The 21093-nt window shown below is 69.0% G+C and carries 18 protein-coding genes and 1 tRNA gene; 14 read left to right on the top strand and 5 right to left on the bottom strand.

What is annotated here, in order from left to right:
- A partial coding sequence (locus IRZ30_RS02260; protein ID WP_294082483.1) for a hypothetical protein occupies nucleotides 1-1290 on the top strand: 1290 nt, incomplete at its 5' end.
- Nucleotides 1291-1376: 86 nt separating this feature from the next.
- On the opposite strand, the gene IRZ30_RS02255 is transcribed toward IRZ30_RS02260, so the two are convergent.
- From IRZ30_RS02255 to IRZ30_RS02240, 4 genes are all read right to left on the bottom strand, one after another.
- Nucleotides 1377-1550: a hypothetical protein gene (locus IRZ30_RS02255; RefSeq protein WP_294082482.1), complete on the bottom strand. Its 174-nt coding sequence runs from the start codon at nucleotides 1548-1550 to the stop codon at nucleotides 1377-1379.
- Between the two features lie 84 nt (nucleotides 1551-1634).
- A complete protein-coding gene (locus IRZ30_RS02250; RefSeq protein WP_294082481.1) occupies nucleotides 1635-1838 on the bottom strand; it encodes a Flp family type IVb pilin in 204 nt (67 codons plus the stop codon).
- Nucleotides 1839-2107: 269 nt separating this feature from the next.
- Complete coding sequence (locus IRZ30_RS02245) at nucleotides 2108-3196, bottom strand: histidine kinase (RefSeq protein WP_294082479.1); 1089 nt, start codon at nucleotides 3194-3196, stop codon at nucleotides 2108-2110.
- A 307-nt stretch (nucleotides 3197-3503) separates the two neighbouring features.
- Entirely contained in the window at nucleotides 3504-5060 is a 1557-nt protein-coding gene (locus IRZ30_RS02240) for a TPM domain-containing protein (protein ID WP_294082478.1), read from the bottom strand.
- Nucleotides 5061-5371: 311 nt separating this feature from the next.
- Between IRZ30_RS02240 and IRZ30_RS02235 the strand changes: the two genes are divergently transcribed.
- The 8 genes from IRZ30_RS02235 (at nucleotide 5372) to IRZ30_RS02200 (ending at nucleotide 14817) form a co-directional block, all read left to right on the top strand.
- Nucleotides 5372-5442: transfer RNA gene (locus IRZ30_RS02235), tRNA-Gln, on the top strand.
- 134 nt (nucleotides 5443-5576) lie between these two features.
- On the top strand, nucleotides 5577-6896 hold the full coding sequence (glmU, locus tag IRZ30_RS02230; RefSeq protein ID WP_366945310.1) for a bifunctional UDP-N-acetylglucosamine diphosphorylase/glucosamine-1-phosphate N-acetyltransferase GlmU: 1320 nt from the start codon (nucleotides 5577-5579) through the stop codon (nucleotides 6894-6896).
- A gap of 6 nt (nucleotides 6897-6902) precedes the next feature.
- Nucleotides 6903-7841: a ribose-phosphate pyrophosphokinase gene (locus tag IRZ30_RS02225; RefSeq protein ID WP_294082474.1), complete on the top strand. Its 939-nt coding sequence runs from the start codon at nucleotides 6903-6905 to the stop codon at nucleotides 7839-7841.
- 162 nt (nucleotides 7842-8003) lie between these two features.
- A complete protein-coding gene (locus IRZ30_RS02220) occupies nucleotides 8004-9236 on the top strand; it encodes a hemolysin family protein (RefSeq protein WP_294082472.1) in 1233 nt (410 codons plus the stop codon).
- 1 nt (nucleotide 9237) lies between these two features.
- Complete coding sequence (locus IRZ30_RS02215) at nucleotides 9238-9774, top strand: biotin--[acetyl-CoA-carboxylase] ligase (RefSeq protein ID WP_294082470.1); 537 nt, start codon at nucleotides 9238-9240, stop codon at nucleotides 9772-9774.
- Nucleotides 9775-9923: 149 nt separating this feature from the next.
- Nucleotides 9924-12608 (top strand): DNA mismatch repair protein MutS, encoded by a 2685-nt coding sequence (gene mutS / locus IRZ30_RS02210; protein WP_294082468.1) that lies wholly within the window; start codon nucleotides 9924-9926, stop codon nucleotides 12606-12608.
- A gap of 22 nt (nucleotides 12609-12630) precedes the next feature.
- Nucleotides 12631-14367, top strand: a complete 1737-nt coding sequence (mutL, locus tag IRZ30_RS02205; protein ID WP_294082466.1) for a DNA mismatch repair endonuclease MutL — start codon at nucleotides 12631-12633, stop codon at nucleotides 14365-14367.
- Between the two features lie 156 nt (nucleotides 14368-14523).
- Nucleotides 14524-14817 carry a GYD domain-containing protein gene (locus IRZ30_RS02200; RefSeq protein ID WP_294082465.1) on the top strand — a complete coding sequence of 98 codons (294 nt, stop codon included), beginning with the start codon at nucleotides 14524-14526 and terminating at the stop codon, nucleotides 14815-14817.
- A gap of 268 nt (nucleotides 14818-15085) precedes the next feature.
- Here the strand turns inward: IRZ30_RS02200 and IRZ30_RS02195 are convergent, their stop codons facing one another.
- Complete coding sequence (locus tag IRZ30_RS02195; protein WP_294082462.1) at nucleotides 15086-15364, bottom strand: hypothetical protein; 279 nt, start codon at nucleotides 15362-15364, stop codon at nucleotides 15086-15088.
- 283 nt (nucleotides 15365-15647) lie between these two features.
- Between IRZ30_RS02195 and IRZ30_RS02190 the strand changes: the two genes are divergently transcribed.
- From IRZ30_RS02190 to IRZ30_RS02170, 5 genes are all read left to right on the top strand, one after another.
- On the top strand, nucleotides 15648-16862 hold the full coding sequence (locus IRZ30_RS02190) for an acyl-CoA dehydrogenase family protein (RefSeq protein ID WP_294082459.1): 1215 nt from the start codon (nucleotides 15648-15650) through the stop codon (nucleotides 16860-16862).
- A 162-nt stretch (nucleotides 16863-17024) separates the two neighbouring features.
- Nucleotides 17025-17798: an enoyl-CoA hydratase-related protein gene (locus tag IRZ30_RS02185; protein ID WP_294082457.1), complete on the top strand. Its 774-nt coding sequence runs from the start codon at nucleotides 17025-17027 to the stop codon at nucleotides 17796-17798.
- Between the two features lie 80 nt (nucleotides 17799-17878).
- The gene (locus IRZ30_RS02180) at nucleotides 17879-18637 is read left to right on the top strand and encodes an electron transfer flavoprotein subunit beta/FixA family protein (protein ID WP_294082485.1); all 759 of its coding nucleotides are present in this window, start codon (nucleotides 17879-17881) and stop codon (nucleotides 18635-18637) included.
- A gap of 33 nt (nucleotides 18638-18670) precedes the next feature.
- A complete protein-coding gene (locus tag IRZ30_RS02175) occupies nucleotides 18671-19669 on the top strand; it encodes an electron transfer flavoprotein subunit alpha/FixB family protein (RefSeq protein WP_294082455.1) in 999 nt (332 codons plus the stop codon).
- Nucleotides 19670-19735: 66 nt separating this feature from the next.
- Nucleotides 19736-21034, top strand: coding sequence for an FAD-dependent oxidoreductase (locus IRZ30_RS02170; RefSeq protein WP_294082453.1), 1299 nt, complete (start codon nucleotides 19736-19738; stop codon nucleotides 21032-21034).
- The last annotated feature ends 59 nt before the right edge of the window (nucleotides 21035-21093 follow it).

Below are 21093 nucleotides of genomic sequence, written 5' to 3'. Positions count from 1 at the left end.
GCGCTGGTGCTGCTGAGCGTGCTGGCGAGCGTGGTGGCGGTGTGGGGTGTCGTCCGGCTGGGCACGGTCATGGGGGGCCCGGCGGTCGGGCTCTGGGCAGGCGTCCTGCTGGCCGTGAACCCGATGTTCTGGCTTCACGGCGAGTTGGCGCTGCCGTATGCGATCGAAGCGGCCGGGGCGGTGCTTGTCGCGCTGGCCGCCTGGGAGAGCTACACGCGACCGTGCACTCGCGGTGCGGTCTGGCTGGCGCTCACCGTCGCGGTGGCGGGCGGATTCCGTCCGACGATGCTCACGCTACTGGCCCCGGTCTTCCTCTTTGGCCTCCTCCGGCTCGGCTGGCGCAACCGCGCGCTGGCGCTCGGCGTCGCCGGGCTCGTCGTGTTGACCTGGCTGGTCCCGCTGGTGGTGCTGAGCGGCGGGGTCGGAACCTACCTCGAGCTCGCCCGGCGACAAGGTGAGATCGCTGGCGGGAAAACGGCGCTCCTCAGCGGGGCGGTGGATGGGTGGGTGGAGAACTTCGGGCTCTTCCTCACCACGTTGCTGGCAGCAATACACTTGGTGCTCCTGGTCGCCCTGGTCGCGCTGGTTCGGCGGCGGCCGCGGCGCATCTCGGCCCGGGCCGTGATGCTGTGGCTGTGGGTCGCCCCGGCGGCGCTCACCTTCGCGCTGGTCCACTTCGGCCAAATCGGCTACATCCTGTTGGTTGTACCGCCGTTGCTGCTGCTGTCGCTGTTCGCGGTCGCTGGTGCGTGGCCGGATGTGGTGGCGAGCCGTCGGCCAGCGCCGGTGCTGGTGACGTGCGTCATTGTGAGCCTGGTGCTCTCCTGGGCCGGCCTGGCGAGACTGCACGACAACGAGGCGGCGTGGCGAATGGTCCGGGCTGAGCTAGCGACGCGACCGCCCGCGGAGACGGTTGTGCTGGCGCGGGTGTCGGAGGGCGGATCGTTCCAGACGGCCGTCTGGGTTCTGCGCGAGTACCGGGTGGTGGGGTTGACCGGAAGCGAGTCCGCGGCGCGCGGGGCGCTCTACGAAGCCCGGGGCGGGGACTGGTCGTACCGGGTCGACAAGGAGGCGATCGCCTGCCGGCTTGTGCCGCTGGACGGTGCGCGGCGGGTAGCGGTGCTGGACGAGCTGCTGGTCGGGTGGGTGCCGGATCGTGCTGAGTGGAAATCGGTCGCGCTGCAGGGCGGAGCCCCGCTACTGCTACGTGACGTACCGCCGGGTGCGAACGTTGTCGATCTGTCGCGCGGGACGATCCAGTTGGTCGCGGGCGACGCGGCGGGGTGCTGACCTAGGTGAGGGGCCGAGAATGAGACGCGGCGGCCACAGCCGCCGCGCTTGTGTTGCGTAAGGATGCTTGGGCAAGGGCCTGTGCCCTACTGCGTATAGTTGAGGGCGTCGATCCCCTGCTGGTACGCGGCCTGGACTATCGGACCGAGCGCGATCAGGGCCGCCACCGCGACGACCGCGATGAAGACGAGGATCAGTGAGTACTCGACCAAGCCCTGGCCGTCGTGCGCACCGGCTTGCCGTTCTGGGTTGTTGTCCATCGGCGTCCGTCCTTCCGGTGCCTTACAGGGGAACGGCCCCGGCCAGCAGGCACGGGGCCGTTCCGTTCCGACGACTCGGGGATTCTAGCTGCCGCCGCCCGGCGCCGTGTTCATGGTGTCGCTGACGGTTTTGAAGACGCCCTTGACCTTGCCGCCGAGCGTAGCCATAACGGCGATCGCGACGACGGAGATGAGCACCAGGATCAGGGCGTACTCGACCAGGCCCTGGCCCTCGAACTGGTCCTCGTCGACGTAGAGGCCGTACAGGGACTTGACGTACTCGACCATTTCATCCCTCCTATGATGAATGAATACCGGATGAAACGACTCGAACTAATGCACTCAGGGACACGAGATCTAGATCCGGAACCCTAACCGGAACCCTATTGTCTCCCTCCCTTCGTGTGCGGCAGTTCCCGATCCGGAATTCCTGCCTCCATGCTCGGTACCATCGAGAATGGATCCGGACTATCTAGGTGCAACATTAAGGGTTGGGGAGACGTAGTACAATGAACCGTTGGTCCTCATCAGCGCGATCGTTGGTACCATCCCCGCGGTTACGCGAGGGGGATGACCAAGGCTAGACGGGTTGCCGTGTCGTCCACCGGCTCGAAGTGCAGTTCAGCACCGAGGTGGTCGAGACGGCGCTGCACCGTCTCGTCAGTGCGCAAGCGCGGCAGGGTTTGGTTACGCTCGAGCCCCTGTCCGCGGACCTCGATGCGGGCGGTCACCTGGGCGTCCTCGTAGCGGACGTCGATGTCGATTGCCTGGACACCGTCGTCGGCCACCGCCGCGGCGATCGCCTCCTGCAGGAGGCGGTAGAGGGCGAGGCGCACCGGTTCTGCCAGGTCCCCGTCGTGGTCTGGACCGTCGATGTGGCCCTCGATCGGCCGATTGCGGCTGACCTGGGTCAGGTAGCGACGCAGGGTCGGCACGACACCGAGTTCGCGCAGCACCACCGGGCGCAGTTCCAGCAGCATGCGGCGAGAGTGGGCCAGGGCTTCCGCGGCGATGCGGCGCAGTTCTGCAAGCTCGGTGCGGGCCTGCTCCAGGTCCCGCTCCATCAGACGCTCGCAGACCTCGGCCTGCAACAGCACGTTGGCGAGCGCCTGGGCCGGGCCGTCGACGACGCGCTGGGCCAGGCGCAGCCGCTCGTCCTCCTGGGCCTGGATGATGTCAGCGAATGGCACGGTCGGGAGTGCAACCGTGGTGCCGTTGCGGAGGCCGCGGGTTCGCATGTCACCCGCACCCGGCCGGCTGCCCTGCATGGTCAGGTAGGTTTCGGCCAGTTCGACCAGGGTGCGCAGCCGGTCCTGATGGTCGCGGATGGTCCGCTCCCGCTCCTGGAGTTGTTCGAGCTGGCTGCGCATCATGAGCAGCCGGAGCTCGACGTCGTGAGCGGCGCGGAGCATGTCGCGGATGTCGGAGCGAGCATAGGACTCCAGGTTGGCGTCCATCTCGCGGACGCGATTGGCGAGTTGCAGCTCCCGCTGGCTCAGGCGATCCACCTCGCTGGCCGTCTGGTTGACGAGGAGGGCGATCTCCTGCAGCGCCTTGGAGCCTTCCTCCAATTCCGCGCGGCAATCAGCGGCCAACGTCTCCAGTCGAAGTGCGAACTCTTTGGTCTGGGGTGGCGGCAACGGCATGGCACAACTCCCGAAATTGACGACGCGAGCGCTCGACGCACGCGCCTAGCAGGCACGTCGTGTCTGGAGCGTACGGCCAGCCGTCCGCAGGGAGAATGGTACGCAGGTCCTGAAGTATGGTACGGGCGGGTATGGGGTGCGCTTGAGACCGATGCCCGCCATGTGCTGAATGGCTGGAGCACCGACCGACTCCCCGGTGGTGTGTTCACGTCGAGACCGAACCACCCGGGACAAGCGTCCCGGGTGGTTCTTGCTCGATGTTACTGGAGGAACGTGGCAGGAGAGGATTTCCGCCGTGACACGTCAGCTAGAAGCTCCCTCCCGCGCCGCCGCCACCAGCCGAAGCGCCGCCGACTCCGCCGCCGGAGGATGAGGACGGCGGTGAGACGGCAGTGTGGAACCCGACCCAGTAGGGGTAGAAGCCCCCGGTCGAGCCCGTGTGCAGGGTGGCGTTGAACCAGGCAGGCTGGTAGCCGGCGTCGCTGGCCTCCTTCAGGCGGTCGTCGAGCGAGTCGACCACGCCGAAGGCGACTGCGTAGGGGAGTACCTCGTCAAGGTCGAGGACGGCGGCGCGGTCTTTCCGAGCGGAGGTGATGCCTTCCTTGTAGCCGCGCCAGGCGGCGGCCTCGGCCTCGCCGTACTCGGTGGTGTCGCGGATATTCGCGCCGAGGATGAGGGTGACGAGCGACGCGACGCCGAGGAGCCCGGCGCCGATCCCGGCCAGCGGCTGTTGGGCTCCGCCCGCAAGCACCGCGGCGATGACGGTCAGGAGGAACCCGACTGCGGCGGCAAGGTACAGAGGGCGTCGTCGCGCGCCGGGGTTCGGCGCGTAGAATCCCTCATTCTCCAGTTGCTTGCGGAGCTCGTCTCTCGCTCGTCCCCATTTTGAGCGCGAGGAGCGAAGCTCCTCGGCGGTGACGAGGCCTTCCCCAGCGCTGCTGACTTCGAGCGCTTCCCAGAGGGCGACTTCGTACGGCGTGCGGAGCAGGCTCCGGTCGAGCAGCCGGACCTGCACCTTCTTCTCGCCGGCCGGCTCGATGGCAAGTGCCCCGCGATTCGCCAGGTCGATGAGGGTTGCCTCGAGGTGCCAGTCCATGATGTGCCCGTCAACAAGGGCACCGGCCACAGCAGGCGGGTGGGTGGAAGGTGGCATCGTCGTGGGAATAGCGGCGCCGCGCGCAACCGGCCGTTCCCGGTAGCGGCCAAGGCCGATGGCAAAGATCAGCGCAGCGAACGCTGCCGAGACGATGTTGGCAAGGCTGAATACTCCCTCGGTCAGATCCTGCGCGATGCGTTCGAACCGGGATGGGGGTGGCGGCGGCGGTGGGCCGTAGGTGAGGGAGTGGGCGATGGCGTCCAGCCCGGCCCCGATCCCGGCCGCCGTCTGGTTGTCCCGGAGCAGGGGCAGCATCTCCTCGTCAATGATGCGCTGCAGCTCCGCCTGCGGCAGGTTGCCACCATCGAAATGCTTCTCCCCGGCGTAGATGAACACCTCGCCGCGGCGGAGATTGTCGGGTTTGAGGTTGAAGAACAGGACGACGCCGTCGTGGGCGCCGGGGGCCGACTGCACATCCCAGGCGTCCATGAGATTGCGGGCATCGGCCTCGGTCTCACTGCGGGAGGCGTCGCGGGCCTGGAGGTAGACGACGACGGGCGCGCCGGCGGCCTCGACCGCGGCAGCGCGGCTCTCCAGGTCGGCGATCTCGTCAGGGGTGAGCAGGCCCGTGGTGTCGTAGATGTGTTGCCCGGGCACTGGTTCGCCGTACTCGGTCGCCGCGATGGTCGGGCTGGCAAGGAGCAGCAACAGGGAAACGATCATGGCGGCCCAGGTGAGGCGCCGGATGGCTCGGGCAGTGGTGCGCATATGGACCCCCTTGTCCTTGGAGCCGGTGCGCGGAACCGTGAAAGGTTCCGTGTACATCATAGGCTGCCACGACGGCACTGGGCCAGGTCAATGGGACGGGCAGCGCGTGTCCGATCGGACAGTGCTTATGGACAGCGGTAGGTGGTGGTTGCCTGGGTCGGTGGTCGCTTTGCCGCTGAGCGCGGCGTCGAGGCACCCTCTCGTCCAGTACGCCAGTCACGGATCGACCGGCCACGCGGCCTGTCCGGGTGCGGCGTTCCTTGACACGGCGCGTTGCAGGCCGGTACCATTAGACGTGCGCTAGCGGCTGTTGGCGGGTGGTGAAATGGTATCACAAGGGCCTTTGGAGCCTTTGTTCCAGGTTCGAATCCTGGCCCGCCAACCGGATTTAGGCGCCGGGGCGGAACCGTACCGCCCTGCATCGTCAGGCGTCGGGCGGCAGTGAACTCGGACGAAACAGGCAGAGCGCAGTCACAAGTCGCCGCGGTTATCCTCGCCGCGGGCTTGGGTACGCGCATGAAGTCGCGTATCCCGAAGGAGCTGCAGCCCCTCGCCGGGCGCCCCGTCATCGACTACGTCCTCCGCGCGATCCAACCCCTTACCCCATTGCAGACGATCGTCGTGTTGAGTCCCGCGAAGGCGGGGTTGGCCGAGCGCTTGCCGTCTGGCTGCGAGGTGGCCTGGCAGCATGAGCCGCTGGGCACCGGCCACGCCGCGGCGCAGGCGCTGCCCCTGCTGCGGCCGGAAGTCCGCCACGTGGTGGTCCTCTTCGGCGACCATCCCCTCCTCTCGCCGGACGCCGTGAGCGAGCTGGTCGACACCGCTATCCAGACCGGTGCGCTCGTGACGCTGCTCACCGCGCGGGTCGATGATCCCGCCGGGTATGGTCGGCTCCGGCGCGAGGGCGGGCGCATCGTCGGGGTGATCGAGGCCAAGGAAGACGACAGCCGCTACGACGGCCCGGTCGAGATCAACAGTGGGATCTCCTGCTACCGGCGCGACTGGCTCGAGGAGGCGCTGCCCAAGGTGCCGCGGAGCGCGGTCGGGGAGTACTACCTGACATCGCTGGTGGCGATGGCGGCAACGGCACGGGAGCCGGACCCACCGGTTGTCTCGGTCGTCGCGTCGCCGGACGTCGCGCACGGTGTGAACGACCGGGTAGAGCTGGCGGCGGCCGAGGCGATCATCCGGCGGCGGATCAACGAGCGGTTGATGCGAGCCGGGGTGGCCATCGTCGATCCGGCGACCACCTTCATCGACGACACGGTGGAGATCGCACCTGACGCCCGGATTGAGCCGTTCACGACCATCAGTGGAGCCTCGGTGATCGGGGAGGGCGCGCGCATCGGGCCGCAGGCGATTCTCCGCGACGCGCGGGTGGGGCCGGAGAGCGAAGTGCTGGCCTCAGTGATCGAGGAGTCGGAGATCGGGGCGCGGGTCCATGTCGGGCCGTATACCCACCTTCGGCCTGGCACGCGGGTGGCGGATGACGTCCACATTGGCAACTACGTGGAGATGAAGAACACCGTGGTCGGTTCCGGGACGCACGTCGGGCATGTCAGCTACCTGGGCGACGCCGAGCTTGGGCGAGACGTGAACATCGGTGCCGGGACGATCACGGCGAACTACGACGGGCGAGACAAGCACCGAACGGTGATCGGGGACGGCGCCTTCATCGGGGTGGATACGATGCTGCGGGCGCCGGTGACGGTGGGGTCCGGGGCGCGTACCGGAGCCGGGGCCGTGGTGCTCCGGGACGTGGCGCCCGGGGAGACGGTGGCAGGAGTGCCGGCGCGGACGCTATCGCGCCGGACGCAGGACGCGGGGGAGAGGTAGACAGGGATGGACGGCCGGCTGCAGGTCTTCGCCGGGAATTCCAGCCCAGCGCTCGCGAACCGGATCGCGAGCGAGCTTGAGGCACCGCTGGGGCGGGCGATCGTTGGGTCGTGGAGAGACGGCGAGACGCGGGTCAAGCTGGAGGAGAACGTCCGCGGCTCGGATGTCTTCGTCATCCAGACGATGAGCCGGCCGGTGAACCAGAACCTGATGGAGTTGCTGGTCATCCTGGACGCGCTGCGGCGCGCCTCGGCGGCGCGGATCACGGCCGTGATCCCGTACTACGCCTACGCGCGGCAGGAGAAGAAGACGTCCGGCCGCGAGCCGATCAGCGCCAAGCTGGTCGCCAACCTGCTGGTGACGGCCGGCGCGGACCGGATCCTGACCATGGACCTGCACTCCCCCGCAATTGAGGGCTTTTTTGACATCCAGGTGGACCACCTCCGCGCGACGCCGATCCTCGCGGCGCACTTCCGGCGGCTCGGGCTGGACGATCTGGTCGTGGTGAGCCCGGACGCGGGCAGCGTGGCCCGTGCCGAGGAGTTCCGGCGGCGCACCGGTGGATCGTTGGCCATCATCTCCAAGCAGCGGCCAGGGCCGGAGCGGGCCGAGGTGCTGGAGATGGTCGGCGACGTGGAAGGCCGCCACGCGGTCATCGTGGACGACATGATCTCCTCCGGCGTGACGCTCGTGAAGGCTGCTGATGCACTTCTGGCGCGCGGCGCGCGGAGCGTGCGTGCGGCGGCCGTGCATGGGGTTTTCGCCGGGGAGGCAATGCGGCTGATCCAGGAGTCACCGATCGAGAAGGTTTTTGTGACCGACACGCTACCGTTACCGGAAGGGGTGTCGTCCGACAAGGTTGAGGTCCTGACCGTAGCGCCGCTGATCGCCGAGGCGATCATGCGAATCCATAAGGACCTCAGCATCAGCGCGCTGTTTACGTAGTGCGCGCCGGGCGACACCCTGCGGGGCAACCCCGCCACCGATCGGGACGACCGATCGGCGTCCGGAGCCAGGAGAGCTATGGGGGCTCCGGCCGGAGGGGATCCCAGGAGTTGAGGGGGTTTGAGTACCGATAGTAGTTGGATAGAGTTAGCCGTTGCGTGTGTGGCGCTTCTGGTGCTGACACTGGCTGCGTTCGTTGAAGCGAGCCTCGCGGCGGTGAATCGCGTCACGCTCCGCGAGATGATCGAGGAGCGAACCAGTCCCCACCGCGTCCAGTCCTTCATCGAGCATCCCCAGTTGATCCGCTCGACGATGACCCTTGTCCAGTTGCTCGCGGCGCTCGTCGCCGGGGCAATGCTCACGCGCGTCTTCACCCGCGAGTTCCCCGGCTACGGCCTGTTGCTGGCGCTCGTCGTCGGGACGATCGCGTTGGTGGTTGCCGGTCGGGTGCTGCCGGGCGCGCTGACTGCCAGCGAGCAACGGGAGGAGTCGCGCCGCCTGAACCGGCTCAGTATGGTGCTCGCGGGTGCGGTCTGGCCCCTGACGGCGGTGGCCGACCTCATCATTCGCCTGCTCCGGCGCGGCCCGCAGGCCGAGGCCGGGAACGGCGAGGATATCGGCGAGGCGCATGACGGCGGGAACGGCGACCTGGACATCGAAGAGGACGAGCAGGAGATGATCAGCGGGGTGCTCGGCCTGGAAGAGGCGACGGTCCGCGAGATCATGGTTCCCCGGCTCGACATCGTGGCGGCGCCGCAGGACATGTCGATTGCGGAGGTCGTGGATCTGGCCCGCTCGGCCGGTCACTCCCGTATTCCGGTCTACCGCGACTCGATCGACTCGATCGTCGGCGTGATCTACGCCAAAGACCTGCTCCGGTTCGTGAACGAGGAGGCGACTGGGGTCAAGCTGCTCGACCTTCTGCGCCCGGCCTACTTCGTGCCGGAGTCGAAGCATGTGGACGAGCTGCTGCGCGACATGCGCCAGGCGAAGGTGCACATCGCCATCGTCGTCGACGAGTACGGTGGAACGGCCGGCCTGGTCACGATCGAGGACATCCTGGAGGAGATCGTCGGCGAGATCCAGGACGAGTACGACCGCGAGACGCCGCTGATCGAGCGACTGGGGGCCGAAGAGGTGATCGTTGACGGCCGGATCGCGGTGGACGAGATCGCCGACATCTTCGAGACCGAGTTTGCCGAAGGGGAGACCGGCACGATCGGCGGGTTCGTGCAAAAACGGCTCGGACGGATCCCGAAAGCCGGGGAGTCGCTTCAGGCTGATGGCCTGCTGATCGAGGTACAGGCCGTCGAACACCACCGGATCCGCAAGCTCCGGGTGGTACGCGTGCGCGAGGACGGCACCGCGCTGGGCGAAGAAGCCGGAGCGGCCTGACGTGGAGTGGCGCATCGAGCGGCGCACCACGGTCACCTCGACGATGGACGTGGCCGCGGACCTGGCTGGACGAGGCGCCCCGGTCGGGACGGTCGTCGTCGCCGAGGAGCAGACGGCCGGCCGTGGCCGCATGGGCCGGGTGTGGCTGGCGCCGCCCGGCACCTGCCTGCTGTTCACCGCCCTCTTCCGCCCGCCGCTCGCCGTGGCCCAGTCACCCACGCTGCTGCGGGACATTGGCGAGCGCGTGGCTGCGGCCGTCGCGGAGGCAACCGGCGTCCAGCCCACCATCAAAGAGCCGAACGACCTGCTCATCGATGGCAAGAAAGTCGCCGGGATTCTGGTCCAGACCAGTATCCGCGGCGATCACCTCGACTACCTGCTGATCGGCATCGGATTGAATGTGAACCTCCCCGAGGATCTCCTTCCGGTCCCGACCGCCACCAGCCTCCTCATCGCCACAGGCCGCGAGCATGACCGCGAGGCGCTGCTGCGCGCGATCCTGCGGCACCTGGAACGCGTGCCCGGGTTGGCAGGGTGAGGCGCGCTGGCTAATGCGTGTTCCGTGGTGCGTCCCCCTCACCCCCGGCCCCTCTCCCACCAGGGGAGAGGGGAGACGGACGGAACGCGGAACACGGAACACGCACCACCTCCCGATGACTCGCCGGGGACCTTGCGTATAATGCCTGCATGGCACAGGGTTCGGCGCGGCAGGGGAAGACGGTTCGCAGCCGGGCGGCGGGCAGGGGACGGTCCGGCGCGTCCGATCTCGTGCCGTCGCGCCGGCAGTACCTCGACCTGAAGGCACAGCACCCCCACGCCATCCTCCTTTACCGCATGGGCGACTTCTACGAGGCGTTCGACGACGACGCCCGCGTTGTGGCCCGCGACGCACGCATCACGCTGACCTCGCGCAGCTTCGGGCGGAACGGTCGGGTGCCGATGGCCGGCATCCCGTACCATGCGCTGAACCACTACCTGGCACGTCTCCTGGCACACGGGCACACCATCGCGATCGCCGAACAGGTCAGCGAGCCGGGCCGGGGATTGGTCGAGCGCGCCGTCACGCGCGTGCTGAGCCCGGGAACGGTCGGCGAGGCGGCGCTCCTCCCGGAGGGTGAGAACCGGTATCTGGCGTCGATCTGCCCGCTCGGCGACCGGATTGGACTGGCCTGGACGGACGTAAGCACCGGCGAGTTCGCGGTGACGGAGCTGTCCGGGCCGCGTGCGCGCGATCAGCTCGCCGAGGAACTGGCGCGGCTCAACCCGGCCGAGTGCCTGGTGCCGGACGACGGGCGCGCCGATGACGTCGAGGTCGCACACCGCACGCGGATGGAGCACTGGCGCTTCGAGCCGGCGCGGGCGCGGGCGGAACTCATCCGACACCTCGGCGTGCGCTCGCTGGTGCCGTTCGGCTGTGAAGATCGGCCCGCGGCGATCGCGGCCGCTGGGGCGATTCTGGCGTACCTGGAGCGGACCAACCCGGCGCTCTTGCCGCTGCTGACCGGATTGCGGACGGAGTCCACCGATGGCTGGGTGGGGCTCGACGCGGCGACGCGCCGCAATCTCGAGTTGACCCGCAGCCTGCGGACCGGCGGCACACGCGGGAGCCTGCTCGGTGTGCTCGACGAGACCCGAACCGCGATGGGCGCCCGGACCTTGCGCCGGCTGGTGGGCCAGCCGCTGCGGGATCTCTCCGAGCTGCAGCGGCGGCAGGCGGTTGTCGCCGGCCTGGTCGCGCGTCCGACGCTGCGAGCGGCCATCATCTCGTCGCTGGGGGGTGTGGGCGACCTGGAGCGACTGGTCGGGCGGGTGACGCAAGGGCTGGGCACCGCCCGGGACTTCCTCACCTTGGGCGGGGCGCTGCGCGCCGTCTCGCCGATCCTGGCGTCGCTCCGCGTCAGCGGTGACCCCGCGCTGGCTGCCTTCGCGGACGAGATCGACCCGTGCGCCGACGTACTGGCGCTGGTCGAAGCGGCCGTGGAAGACGACCCGGAGGATGGGGCCCGGATCCGCGCCGGGTTCTCGGCCGAGCTGGACGCCGCTCGGGACGGCGCCATGGCGACCCGCCGCTGGCTGGCCGGACTGGAGCGGCGGGAGCGGGAGCGAACCGGGATCAAGTCGCTGAAGGTCGGCTATAACAAGGTCTTCGGCTACTACATCGAGGTGACGCGACCCAACCTGGCGCGGGTGCCCGGCGACTACGTGCGCAAGCAGACGGTGGCGACAGGCGAGCGTTACGTGACCGCGGCGTTGAAGGAGGCGGAGGCGCGCATCCTGGCCGCGGATGAGGAGATCGCCGCCCTCGAGCGCGCGGCGCTGGCGAGGCTGACGCGCGACGTGACCGCGGCCACCGGGCGGCTGCTGGCCACGGCGAACCGGCTGGCGCTACTCGACGCGCTCCTGTCCCTGGCGGTGGTCGCCGACCGGGGCGGGTGGACGCGGCCGGCGCTGGAGGACAGCGCCACGCTGGAGATCGTGGGCGGGCGTCACCCGGTGGTGGAAGCGAGCCTTGAGGGCGAGGCGTTCATCGCGAACGACTGCCGTCTCGGTGGCGAGGCGCCGCGCGTGCTGGTCGTTACCGGGCCGAACATGGGCGGGAAGAGCACCTACCTGCGGCAGGTCGCGCTGATCGTCCTCCTGGCGCAGATCGGTTCGTTCGTCCCCGCCGAGCGAGCGCGGATCGGGCTGGTCGACCGGATCTTCACCCGCGTCGGTGCACAGGACGACCTGGCGGGCGGGTCAAGTACGTTCATGGTCGAGATGCTGGAGACGGCTACCATCCTGCGCCAGGCGACCGAGCGCAGCCTGGTCATTTTGGATGAGGTCGGGCGCGGGACCGGCAGGCAGGACGGGCTGGCGATCGCGCAGGCGGTGCTGGAGGATCTCCACGACCGGGTGCGGGCGCGCACGCTCTTCGCAACCCACTATCTGGAACTGACCGCGCTGGCGGAGCGTCTCGCGGATGTGGCGAACGTCCACCTGGCGGCGTTGGAGACGGACGAGCGCGTGATCTTCCTCTACGCCGTGCGGCCGGGGCCGGCCGACCGAGCGTACGGCATCCAGGTGGCGCGGCTGGCTGGGCTCCCGCCCTGGGTGGCGGAGCGGGCCGAGTCCGTGCTGGCGGGGTTGACAGAAATGCGACCTGCACCGTCTGCTGGCCCGGCTGAGCGAGATACGACGGCTCCCCGGGTCGCCGAGGATGGATTGCCGTACCAGCTCAGGCTCGACGGCTTCACGCCGGCGTTGTCGGAAGCCGAGCGCCTGGCTCGCGCGCTTGATTCCCTGGACCTGACGACGCTCACGCCGCGGGAGGCGCTCGACTGGCTCTTCGAGCAGCAGGCGCGGCTGCGAGGCGCCAACCCGAGTCGCTGACACCGCAGGGCGGGAGGGGAGCATGCCGGACCACGCGGCGACGGTTCTCCGGCCGATCAGGGTGCTGCCGGCTCCGGTCGTGGCTCGCATCGCCGCCGGGGAGGTCATCGAGCGGCCGGCGTCGGTGGTCAAGGAGCTGGTCGAGAACGCGCTCGACGCCGGCGCGCGGCAGATCCGGATCGATGTCCAGGGCGGCGGACTCGGACTGATTCGGGTGAGCGACGACGGCTGCGGCATCCCGGGGGCGGAGATGCCGCTGGCCTGCATGCGCCACGCGACGAGCAAGCTCCCCGACGACGACCTGGAGCAGGTCCGCACCCTCGGCTTCCGCGGCGAGGCGCTGCCCAGCATCGCGGCCGTGGCGGAGTTGACGCTCGTCAGCGCCACCGACGACAGCGGCGTGGGGCATCGGCTCGTCCTCCGCGGTGGTTCGGTGGTCGTGTCCGAGCCCTCGCCCCGCTCCCGCGGCACGACCGTCGCCGTGCGCCATCTGTTCCAGAACGTGCCGGCTCGGCTGTCGGCCAGCGGTCGACCGCAGACCGAGATTAGCCACATCACCCAGACCGTCCGCCGGCTTGCGCTGGCGGCGCCGCACGTCCGGATGAGCCTCTACATCGACGGTCGGCTGACGCTGCACACCGACGGTAGCGGTGACCTGGGCGACGCGATGGTTGCGGTCTACGGCGCCGCGCTGGCCGGGCGCCTGATCCCGCTCGGGCCGATCGACGTGGCCAGCGCGCGGATCTCCGGGTTTGTAGCCGGGCCCGAGCTCACGCGACCGGGGCGTGGTCAGGTCACCCTCATCGTCAACGGCCGACCGGTCGAGCCGCGGGGACTGCTGGCGCAGGTCGAAACCACGTACCGCCCGGTGCTCCCGCGCGGACGGCATCCGGTGCTGGCGGTGTCGATCGACGTGCCGCCGGAGCTGGTGGATATCAACATCCACCCGGCCAAGCTGGAGGTCCGGCTGCGCGCCGAGCGCGAGATCGGTGCAGCGATCGGCGAACTGGTCCGCGGTGCGCTCGGGCGGCATCCGCTGCCGTTGCGGGTGGAACCGGCGGTCGGGGCGGCCGCGTTGGCTCCGACGCTGGTGCACCTTGCCGAGGCACGGCCTGCCTGGGACGACGACGGGCCGATCGTGACGCCGGGCCTGCCGCCGCTTCGTCTGATCGATCAGGTGCAGGGGCGGCTCCTCCTCCTGGAGGGTGACGACGGGTTGTACCTCGTCGATCAGCACCGCGCCCACGAGCGGGTGATCTTCGAGCATCTGGTTGCGCGCCATGGCCAAGGCGGACCGGAGCCGGTGCTGCTTCCGGAGCCCCTGCTGCTGGAATTGCGCCCGGCGCAGGTGGCTCGGTTCGCTCGGCGGCTGGACGATCTGGCGGCGTTGGGGTTCCAGTGCGAGACCTTCGGCGGGCGGATGTTCCTCCTGCGGGCGGCACCGGCGCTGCCTGGGGTGTTCCCCACGTCAGGCGGCACGGCACTGGCCGGGGTCGGTGAGGCTGATGGGCTCGTGGCGGAGTTGGTGGCGCTGGCGGACAGCGAACCGGGGGAGGGCGAGGGCTGGCGGCAGGAATTACTGGTGCGGCTGGCCTGCCGCAGCGCCGTCCGGCGCGGAAGGCGACTCGAACGCCCCGCCATGCGCGCGCTCGTCGAGGCCCTGGGGCACACGCGAACGCCCGCCGTCTGTCCCCATGGATCGCCACTCCTGGTGCACGTCAGCGACACGCTGCTGGAGCGCCAGTTCGGCTGGCGCTGATGTGGCGTGTCGGGCGACCTGCCCGGACCGGGCTGCTCCGGCCGACCCCGCGCGTTCCACCGTGCGGGTGCCCGTGTTACACTAAACATAACCGACGACTCTCGCACCTCACCGATCACCCGCATCCCAGGCTTGCAACGTCAGAAGGGTGGTCCCATGCCGACCTACGTGCTGCTGATAAGCTGGACCGAGCAGGGCGTCAAGAGCGCCAAGTCCACGGTCGACCGTGCACGCCATGCGCAACAACTCGCCCAGAGCATGGGCGGCGATCTGAGCACGATCTACTGGACGCTCGGCAGTCACGATGTCGTAGGTGTTGCCGAGATGCCTGACGACGAGACCGCGACGGCGCTCGCGGTGGCGATTGCATCGCAGGGGCATGTGCGCACGGAGACGCTGCGCGCCTTCTCTGCCGAGGAGATGCAGCGGATCCTGCAGAAGGTCCCGTAACCGTTGCCGCCTGTGCGGCAATGCGGGAGAGCGCTCCGCTTCCGCGAAGGACGACGAGAGAGGAATGCGGGAGACGTCGGTTCCAAACGACGCAGCGCCATAGCAGCGTGACGGAAGCCTCGACGCCGACCGCCGCCGCGTCCGGAACACCGGGGCTCGCGAGCGTGCCGAAGCGTCGGGAGTGCGGAGCCGGGCCGTGCATCAGGCCCGGCTCCTCGATGTCGCGTTTCCGTTGGCTCGGTACTGCGGGTGGGGGTGTTCAGCGAGGTTAGCGCGCCCCTTCGTTGGGGCCGACGCTCAGTCGCCCGGTGGCGATCAGCCACGAGAGGAACTGCCACCACTGCCGCTCGCGCTCGGTGGGCTCGTAGTGGTCATCGACGGCCTGCGTCGCGCGTGCGTGGAACTGATTCAAACCGCGCCCGGCTGCCCAGATCTCGCAGCGGGCGCAGAGGACGTAGCGGTCGTCCACGAAACCGTCTACCTGGACTAGTTCGCCGCAGGACTTGCAGTAGCGAGTGAGCGTGTTGCGTGATTCCGGTTGACCCATGATCCCCTAACACTCGTGCACTGAGATGCGATGCACGGCTGTCCCGCCGCGTGCAGGTCACCGTGCCTCCTAACAAGCGAAAACCCTCGCAACGTCCGTCGGAGGGCGGCGGCAATGATACAGATGGCGCGGCCGTTTGCACAGGTGAGGTGCGCGCGTCCTCACGGATGCTGTGCTTGACCCGTTCGCATAGGGTTCCCTATACTGCGGCCGGTTGTGGGGGGAAGGGACGCGCGCAGGCGCGCGCGTATGCGATGCGCGTAGGCAGTGCCGGGAGGCGTTGATGGACTTTGAATATACCAGCGAACAGATCCAGGTCCGCGACATGGTGCGCGAGTTCGCGCAGCGCGAGGTCGCGCCCTACATCCAGGAGTGGGACGCCAAGGGCGAGTACCACCCGGAAGTCCTCTATAAGATGGGAAGCCTCGGCATCCTAGGGCTGCCGATCCCCGAGCGGTACGGCGGTGGCGGGTTCGACTACGTGAGCTTCGCCCTGGCGTGTGAGGAGCTCGAGGCCGTCGACACGTTCCTCCGGGTGGTGATGAGCGTGCATGTCGGGCTCAACAGCCTGACGCTGCACCAGTGGGCCACCGAGGAGCAGAAGCAGCGCTGGCTCGTGCCGCAGGCGAAGGGTGAGAAGCTCGCCACGTTCGGCCTGACTGAACCGGGCGCGGGCTCGGACGCCGGGAATATCCAGACCCGTGCGGTGCGCGACGGCGACTATTACATCCTCAACGGCGAGAAGATGTGGATCTCGCTGGCCAACACCGCCGACCACTTCCTCGTCTTCGCCACACTCGATCCGAGCAAGAAGCATCACGGTTTGATCGCGCTGGTGGTCGAGCGCGGTATGGAGGGGCTGACCACCGGATCGATCAAGGGCAAGCTCGGCGTGCGCGCCGGCGATACCGGGTGGATCAACTTCCAGAACGTGCGAGTGCCGGTCGAGAACCGGATCGGCGAAGAGGGTGAAGGCTTCAAGATCGCCATGAGCGCGATCGACCAGGGCCGCTTCACCGTCGCCGCCGGTGCGGTCGGGCTCATCCGCGCCGCCAAGGAGGCCAGCATCAAGTACTGCCACGAGCGGGAGGCGTTCGGCCAGGAGATCGGGAAGTTCGAGCTCGTGCAGCAGATGATCGCCAACATGGTGGCGGGCGAGGAAGCCTCGCGGCTGCTGGTGATGCGGGCGGCAGAGCTGAAGAACCGCGGCATCCGGAACACCCGCGAGACGTCGCTGGCCAAGTGGTTCGCCTGCGACCGGGCTTTTGAAGCCGCCAACGACGCCATCCAGATCCACGGCGCCTACGGCTATTCGAACGAGTACCCGGTCGAGCGCTACATGCGCAACGCGCGCGGCGCCGTCATCTACGAGGGCACGCGGGAGATCCACCAGCTCATTCAGGCGGGCTATGCGCTCGGCTACCGGACCGACCGGCCGCTGCGCTGCCCACAGCCGCCGGCCCAGGCCTGGGAGAGCGAAGTCGCATCGCGATCGTAAGGCGAACGGGGAGGGGCGCTGGCGCGATGCCGCGCCCCTCTTTGCCTGTGGAGGCGGCGCGGGACGTGCTCGAGCGCGCGGCCACGGACGCCGCGCGGGGTGCGATCGACCGTGACCTTGTGGCGGCGGCGCAAGTCGTCGCGGGACGGGAGGCGAGCGACGATGGCGGTTGATGTGGCGCGCGATGGGCATGTGGCGACGCTCACGCTGAATCGCCCGGACGTCCTCAATGCGTTCAACACGGAGCAGTTGGAAGCCCTGCGGGATGCGCTGGCGGGGGTGACCCGCGACCCCGAGGTGCGGGCGATCATCATCACCGGCGCCGGGGATCGGGCCTTCGCCGCCGGTGCCGACATCGCCGAGATGCGGGACAAGGGGCCGAGCCAGGCGCTCATCTTTGCCCGGCTGGGCCAGTCGGTCTGTTCGATGCTGGAGAACGCGCCGCAGCCGACCATCGCCGCCATCAATGGGTTCGCACTGGGCGGCGGCTGCGAGCTGGCGCTGGCCTGCGACATCCGCATCTGCTCGGAGAATGCGCAGCTCGGTCAGCCCGAGGTCACGCTCGGCATCCCGCCCGGCTGGGGTGGGACGCAGCGGCTGGCGCGGGTGATCGGCCGCGCAGCGGCCAAGGAATTGATCTTGACCGGCCGGCGGATCGGCGCTGAAGAGGCGCTGCGGCTGGGCCTCGTGAGCGCGGTCTACCCGGCCGAGGAGCTAATGCCCCGGGCGCGCGAACTGGCTGAGCGGATCGCCGCCAACGCGCCGGTCGCGGTGTACTACGCCAAAGAAGCGATCAACCGGGGCGTGGAGACGGACCTCGAAACCGCGCTGGCCTACGAGGCGCACCTGTTCGCCCTTGCCTTCGACACGCGCGACCAGAAGGAGGGCATGGGCGCCTTCCTGGAGCGGCGCAAACCCGACTTCACGGGACAGTAAACACCCGCGGCCGGTGGCCGTTTCGGGTACGACGAACGGCGGTGGCCTGATGACTAGGTGGAGGTAGTTGCTTGAAGATCGTGGTCCTGGTGAAGCAGGTGCCGGACCCGAACGCGGTCCGCTTCGACCCGCGCGCGGGCGATATCCAGTCCGGCACGCCGCAGGTCGCCAACGAGTACGACCTGCACGCGATGGAGGCGGCCATCCAGATCAAGGAGCAGCAGGGCGACGTTGAGATCGTCGCGGTGAGCCTGGGGCAAGCGCGGGAGACGCTGAACCGCTGTCTGGCGATGGGTGCGGACCGGGCCATCGTGGTCGAAGACGCGGCGCTGGCCTCCGGGGACAGCGCCGTCACCGCGAAGGCGCTGGCGGCGGTGCTGCGCGCCGAAGGGTTCGACCTGATCCTGGTCGGCCAGGAGACGAGTGACGGCGGCACCGGGTCCGTCGGTCCGGCGCTGGCGGCCTTGCTCGACGTGCCGGTGGTGAGCAACGTGGTGGCGCTCGAGAAGCAGGACGGGCGGCTCACGGTGCAGCGCGAGATCGAAGACGGGCGGCAGGTGATCGACCTGGCGCCGCCGGCCATCCTCTGCGCTCTCAGCGGGCTGAACGAGCCGCGTTATCCCTCGCTCAAGGGCATCATGGCCGCCCGGCGCAAGCCGACAGAGGCGAAGAGCGCGGCTGATCTCGGCCTCGCGGACGACGCGGCGCAGTCCCGGGTGAGCTGGGGGCAGCTCTTCGTTGAGGAGGAGACGGCCGAGGGCATCATCCTCAAGGATGTCGACGCTGACAGCGCCGTGGATCAATTGGTGGCCTTCCTGCAGGAGCGCAAGCTGGTCTGATGCCCGGCTCACGGAGCGGAGAGAGGAACAGCGGTGACGAACGGAGCGAGCGGCGTCCTCCTGGTCGTCGAGACGCGGGATGGCGCCATTCGGGACACGTCTCGGGAGTTGTTCGGGATCGGCCGGACGCTGGCGAGTGAGACCGGCGGGTCGCTCGCGGCGGTGGTGCTGGGCAGCGGGCTCGATGCAGCCGCCAGCGAGGCAGCGGCCCTGGGCGCGGATCGGGTGCTGGTCGCCGATGCGCCGGAGCTGGCGGCCTTCACCGTCGATGCCTACGCCAAGGCTGTCGACGCGGCGATTGACGCCACGGGGCCGGCGCTCGTACTGCTGGCCGGGACGACCGGCGGGCGGGATCTGGCGCCGTTCCTGGCGACACGGCGCGACGCGGCGTACCTGGTGGACTGCATCCGGATTGGGCGGCAGGACGGCGCCTGGGTTGGCACGCGCCCGGTCTACCAGGGCAAGGTGCTGACCGAGGTGCGGGCCGCCGGGGACGGGCTGACCTTCGCCACGATCCATGCCGGGGCCTTCGAGGCGCCCGAGCTGGAACCCGGCCGGACGGCGGAGACGACGCCGCTGGAGCTGAGCTTCGCGCCCGGCGAGATCCGGGTGACGGTCAAGGATCTGGTGCAGGCGGAGGCCGGGCCGAGCAACCTGGAGCAGGCCGAGGTGGTCGTCGTCGGCGGCCGTGGCCTGGGTGAGGCTGCCAACTTCAAGCTGGCCGAGGATTTGGCCGCGGTGCTCGGCGGGGCGGTCGGCGCGACGCGCGCGGTGACCGACCTCGGGTGGCGCCCGCACTATGAGCAGGTCGGCCAGACCGGCAAGACGATCGCGCCGAAGCTGTACATCGGCCTGGGCGTCTCTGGCGCGGTCCAGCACACGGTCGGGATCCGCGGGTCGGAGACGATCGTCGCGATCAACCGCGACCCCGACGCGCCGATCTTCAAGATGGCCGACTTCGGCATTGTGGGCGACGTGCAGGAGATCGCACCGAAGCTGACGGAGAAGCTGCGCGCGGTTCGCGGCGGCTAGAGGAGACCGGGATAGGGCGGGTTCCCAACCCGCCCCACCCAGAAGGGAACGTAGGGCGGAGGAGCGATGCAGGACGAGCGAGTTGACGTCATCGTCGTCGGGGCCGGGCCGGCCGGCACGGCGGCCGCGTTGACGCTGGCGCGTGCCGGGCTGGAGGTCGTGGTGATCGAGCGCGGCGCGTACCCCGGCGCGAAGAACGTCATGGGCGGCATCCTCTACCGCCAGCCGACCGAGGAGCTGGTGCCCGAGTTCTGGCGCGAGGCGCCGCTGGAGCGCGCGATCATTGAGCAGCGCTACATGCTTCTGACCGACGACAGCGCCCTCGGCGTCACCTACCGCACGCAGGAATTCGCCAAGGAGCCGTACAACTCGTTCAGCGTCATGCGCGGCGAATTCGACCAGTGGTTCGCCTCCAAGGCCGAAGAGGAGGGCGCGTTCATCATCACTCAGATGGTGGTGGAAGACCTCATCTGGGAAGACGGCAAGATCGACGGCGTCCGCACCGGGGAGGAGGAGGGCGACCTCCGTGCCGATGTGGTGGTGCTGGCCGACGGCGCCAACTCGCTCCTGGCACAGAAAGCCGGATTGCACCGCGAGTGGAAGCCGGACCAGCAGGCGCTGGTCGCCAAGGAGTTGATCCGGCTGTCCGAAGAGGAGATCGAGCGCCGGTTCAACGTTCCGAGCGGGCTGGGCGTCGCGATGGAGATCTTCGGCCGGTCGACGAAGGGTCTCCTCGGCTACGGGTTCATCTACACCAACAAGGACACGATCTCGATTGGCACCGGCGCGCTGCTTTCCGATCTCATCGAGACCGGGCGGAACGTCAGCGACATGCTGAACGACTTCAAGGCCCACCCGTGCATCGCGCCGATGCTCGAAGGCGGGGAACTGGTCGAGTACTCGGCGCACCTGATCCCGGAAGGCGGCTGGCACGCGATGCCGCGCCTCTTCACCGACGGCGCGGTGGTGGTCGGGGACGCTGCCGGGCTGCTCAACCCGATCAACCGCGAGGGCTCGAACTTCGCCATGATCTCCGGCAAGCTCGCCGCTGAGGCGATCATCGAAGCGAAGGCGGCCGGGGATTTCTCGGCGGTGGGGTTGAGCCGGTATCAGGAGCTGCTCGAAGAGAGCTTCGTGCTCCAGGATCTTTACACCATCCGCAATGTCACGCCGTTCGCCCACGCCCGGCCCTGGCTGCTGAACGAGGTGCCGGAGGTGCTGTCGCGGGCGATGCGCGAGTACCTGACCGTGGACGACGACCCGAAGCGGGTGAAGCAGGGGAAGATCCTGCGCATCCTGCGCGATGGGTTCCCGGTGGGGCGGACGCTCGGCGACGCGGTCGGCGCGCTGCGCCTCCTGCGGTAGGGGCGGAATCACCTGCATCCGGTCGGCTCCGGGCCTGGAGGTACGGCCGCTTCGCCGAA

The sequence above is a fragment of the Sphaerobacter sp. genome, assembly GCF_019683595.1.
In the GTDB taxonomy this organism is placed as follows: Bacteria; Chloroflexota; Chloroflexia; order Thermomicrobiales; family Thermomicrobiaceae; genus Sphaerobacter.
This window is presented reverse-complemented; position numbering and strand designations above follow the sequence as displayed.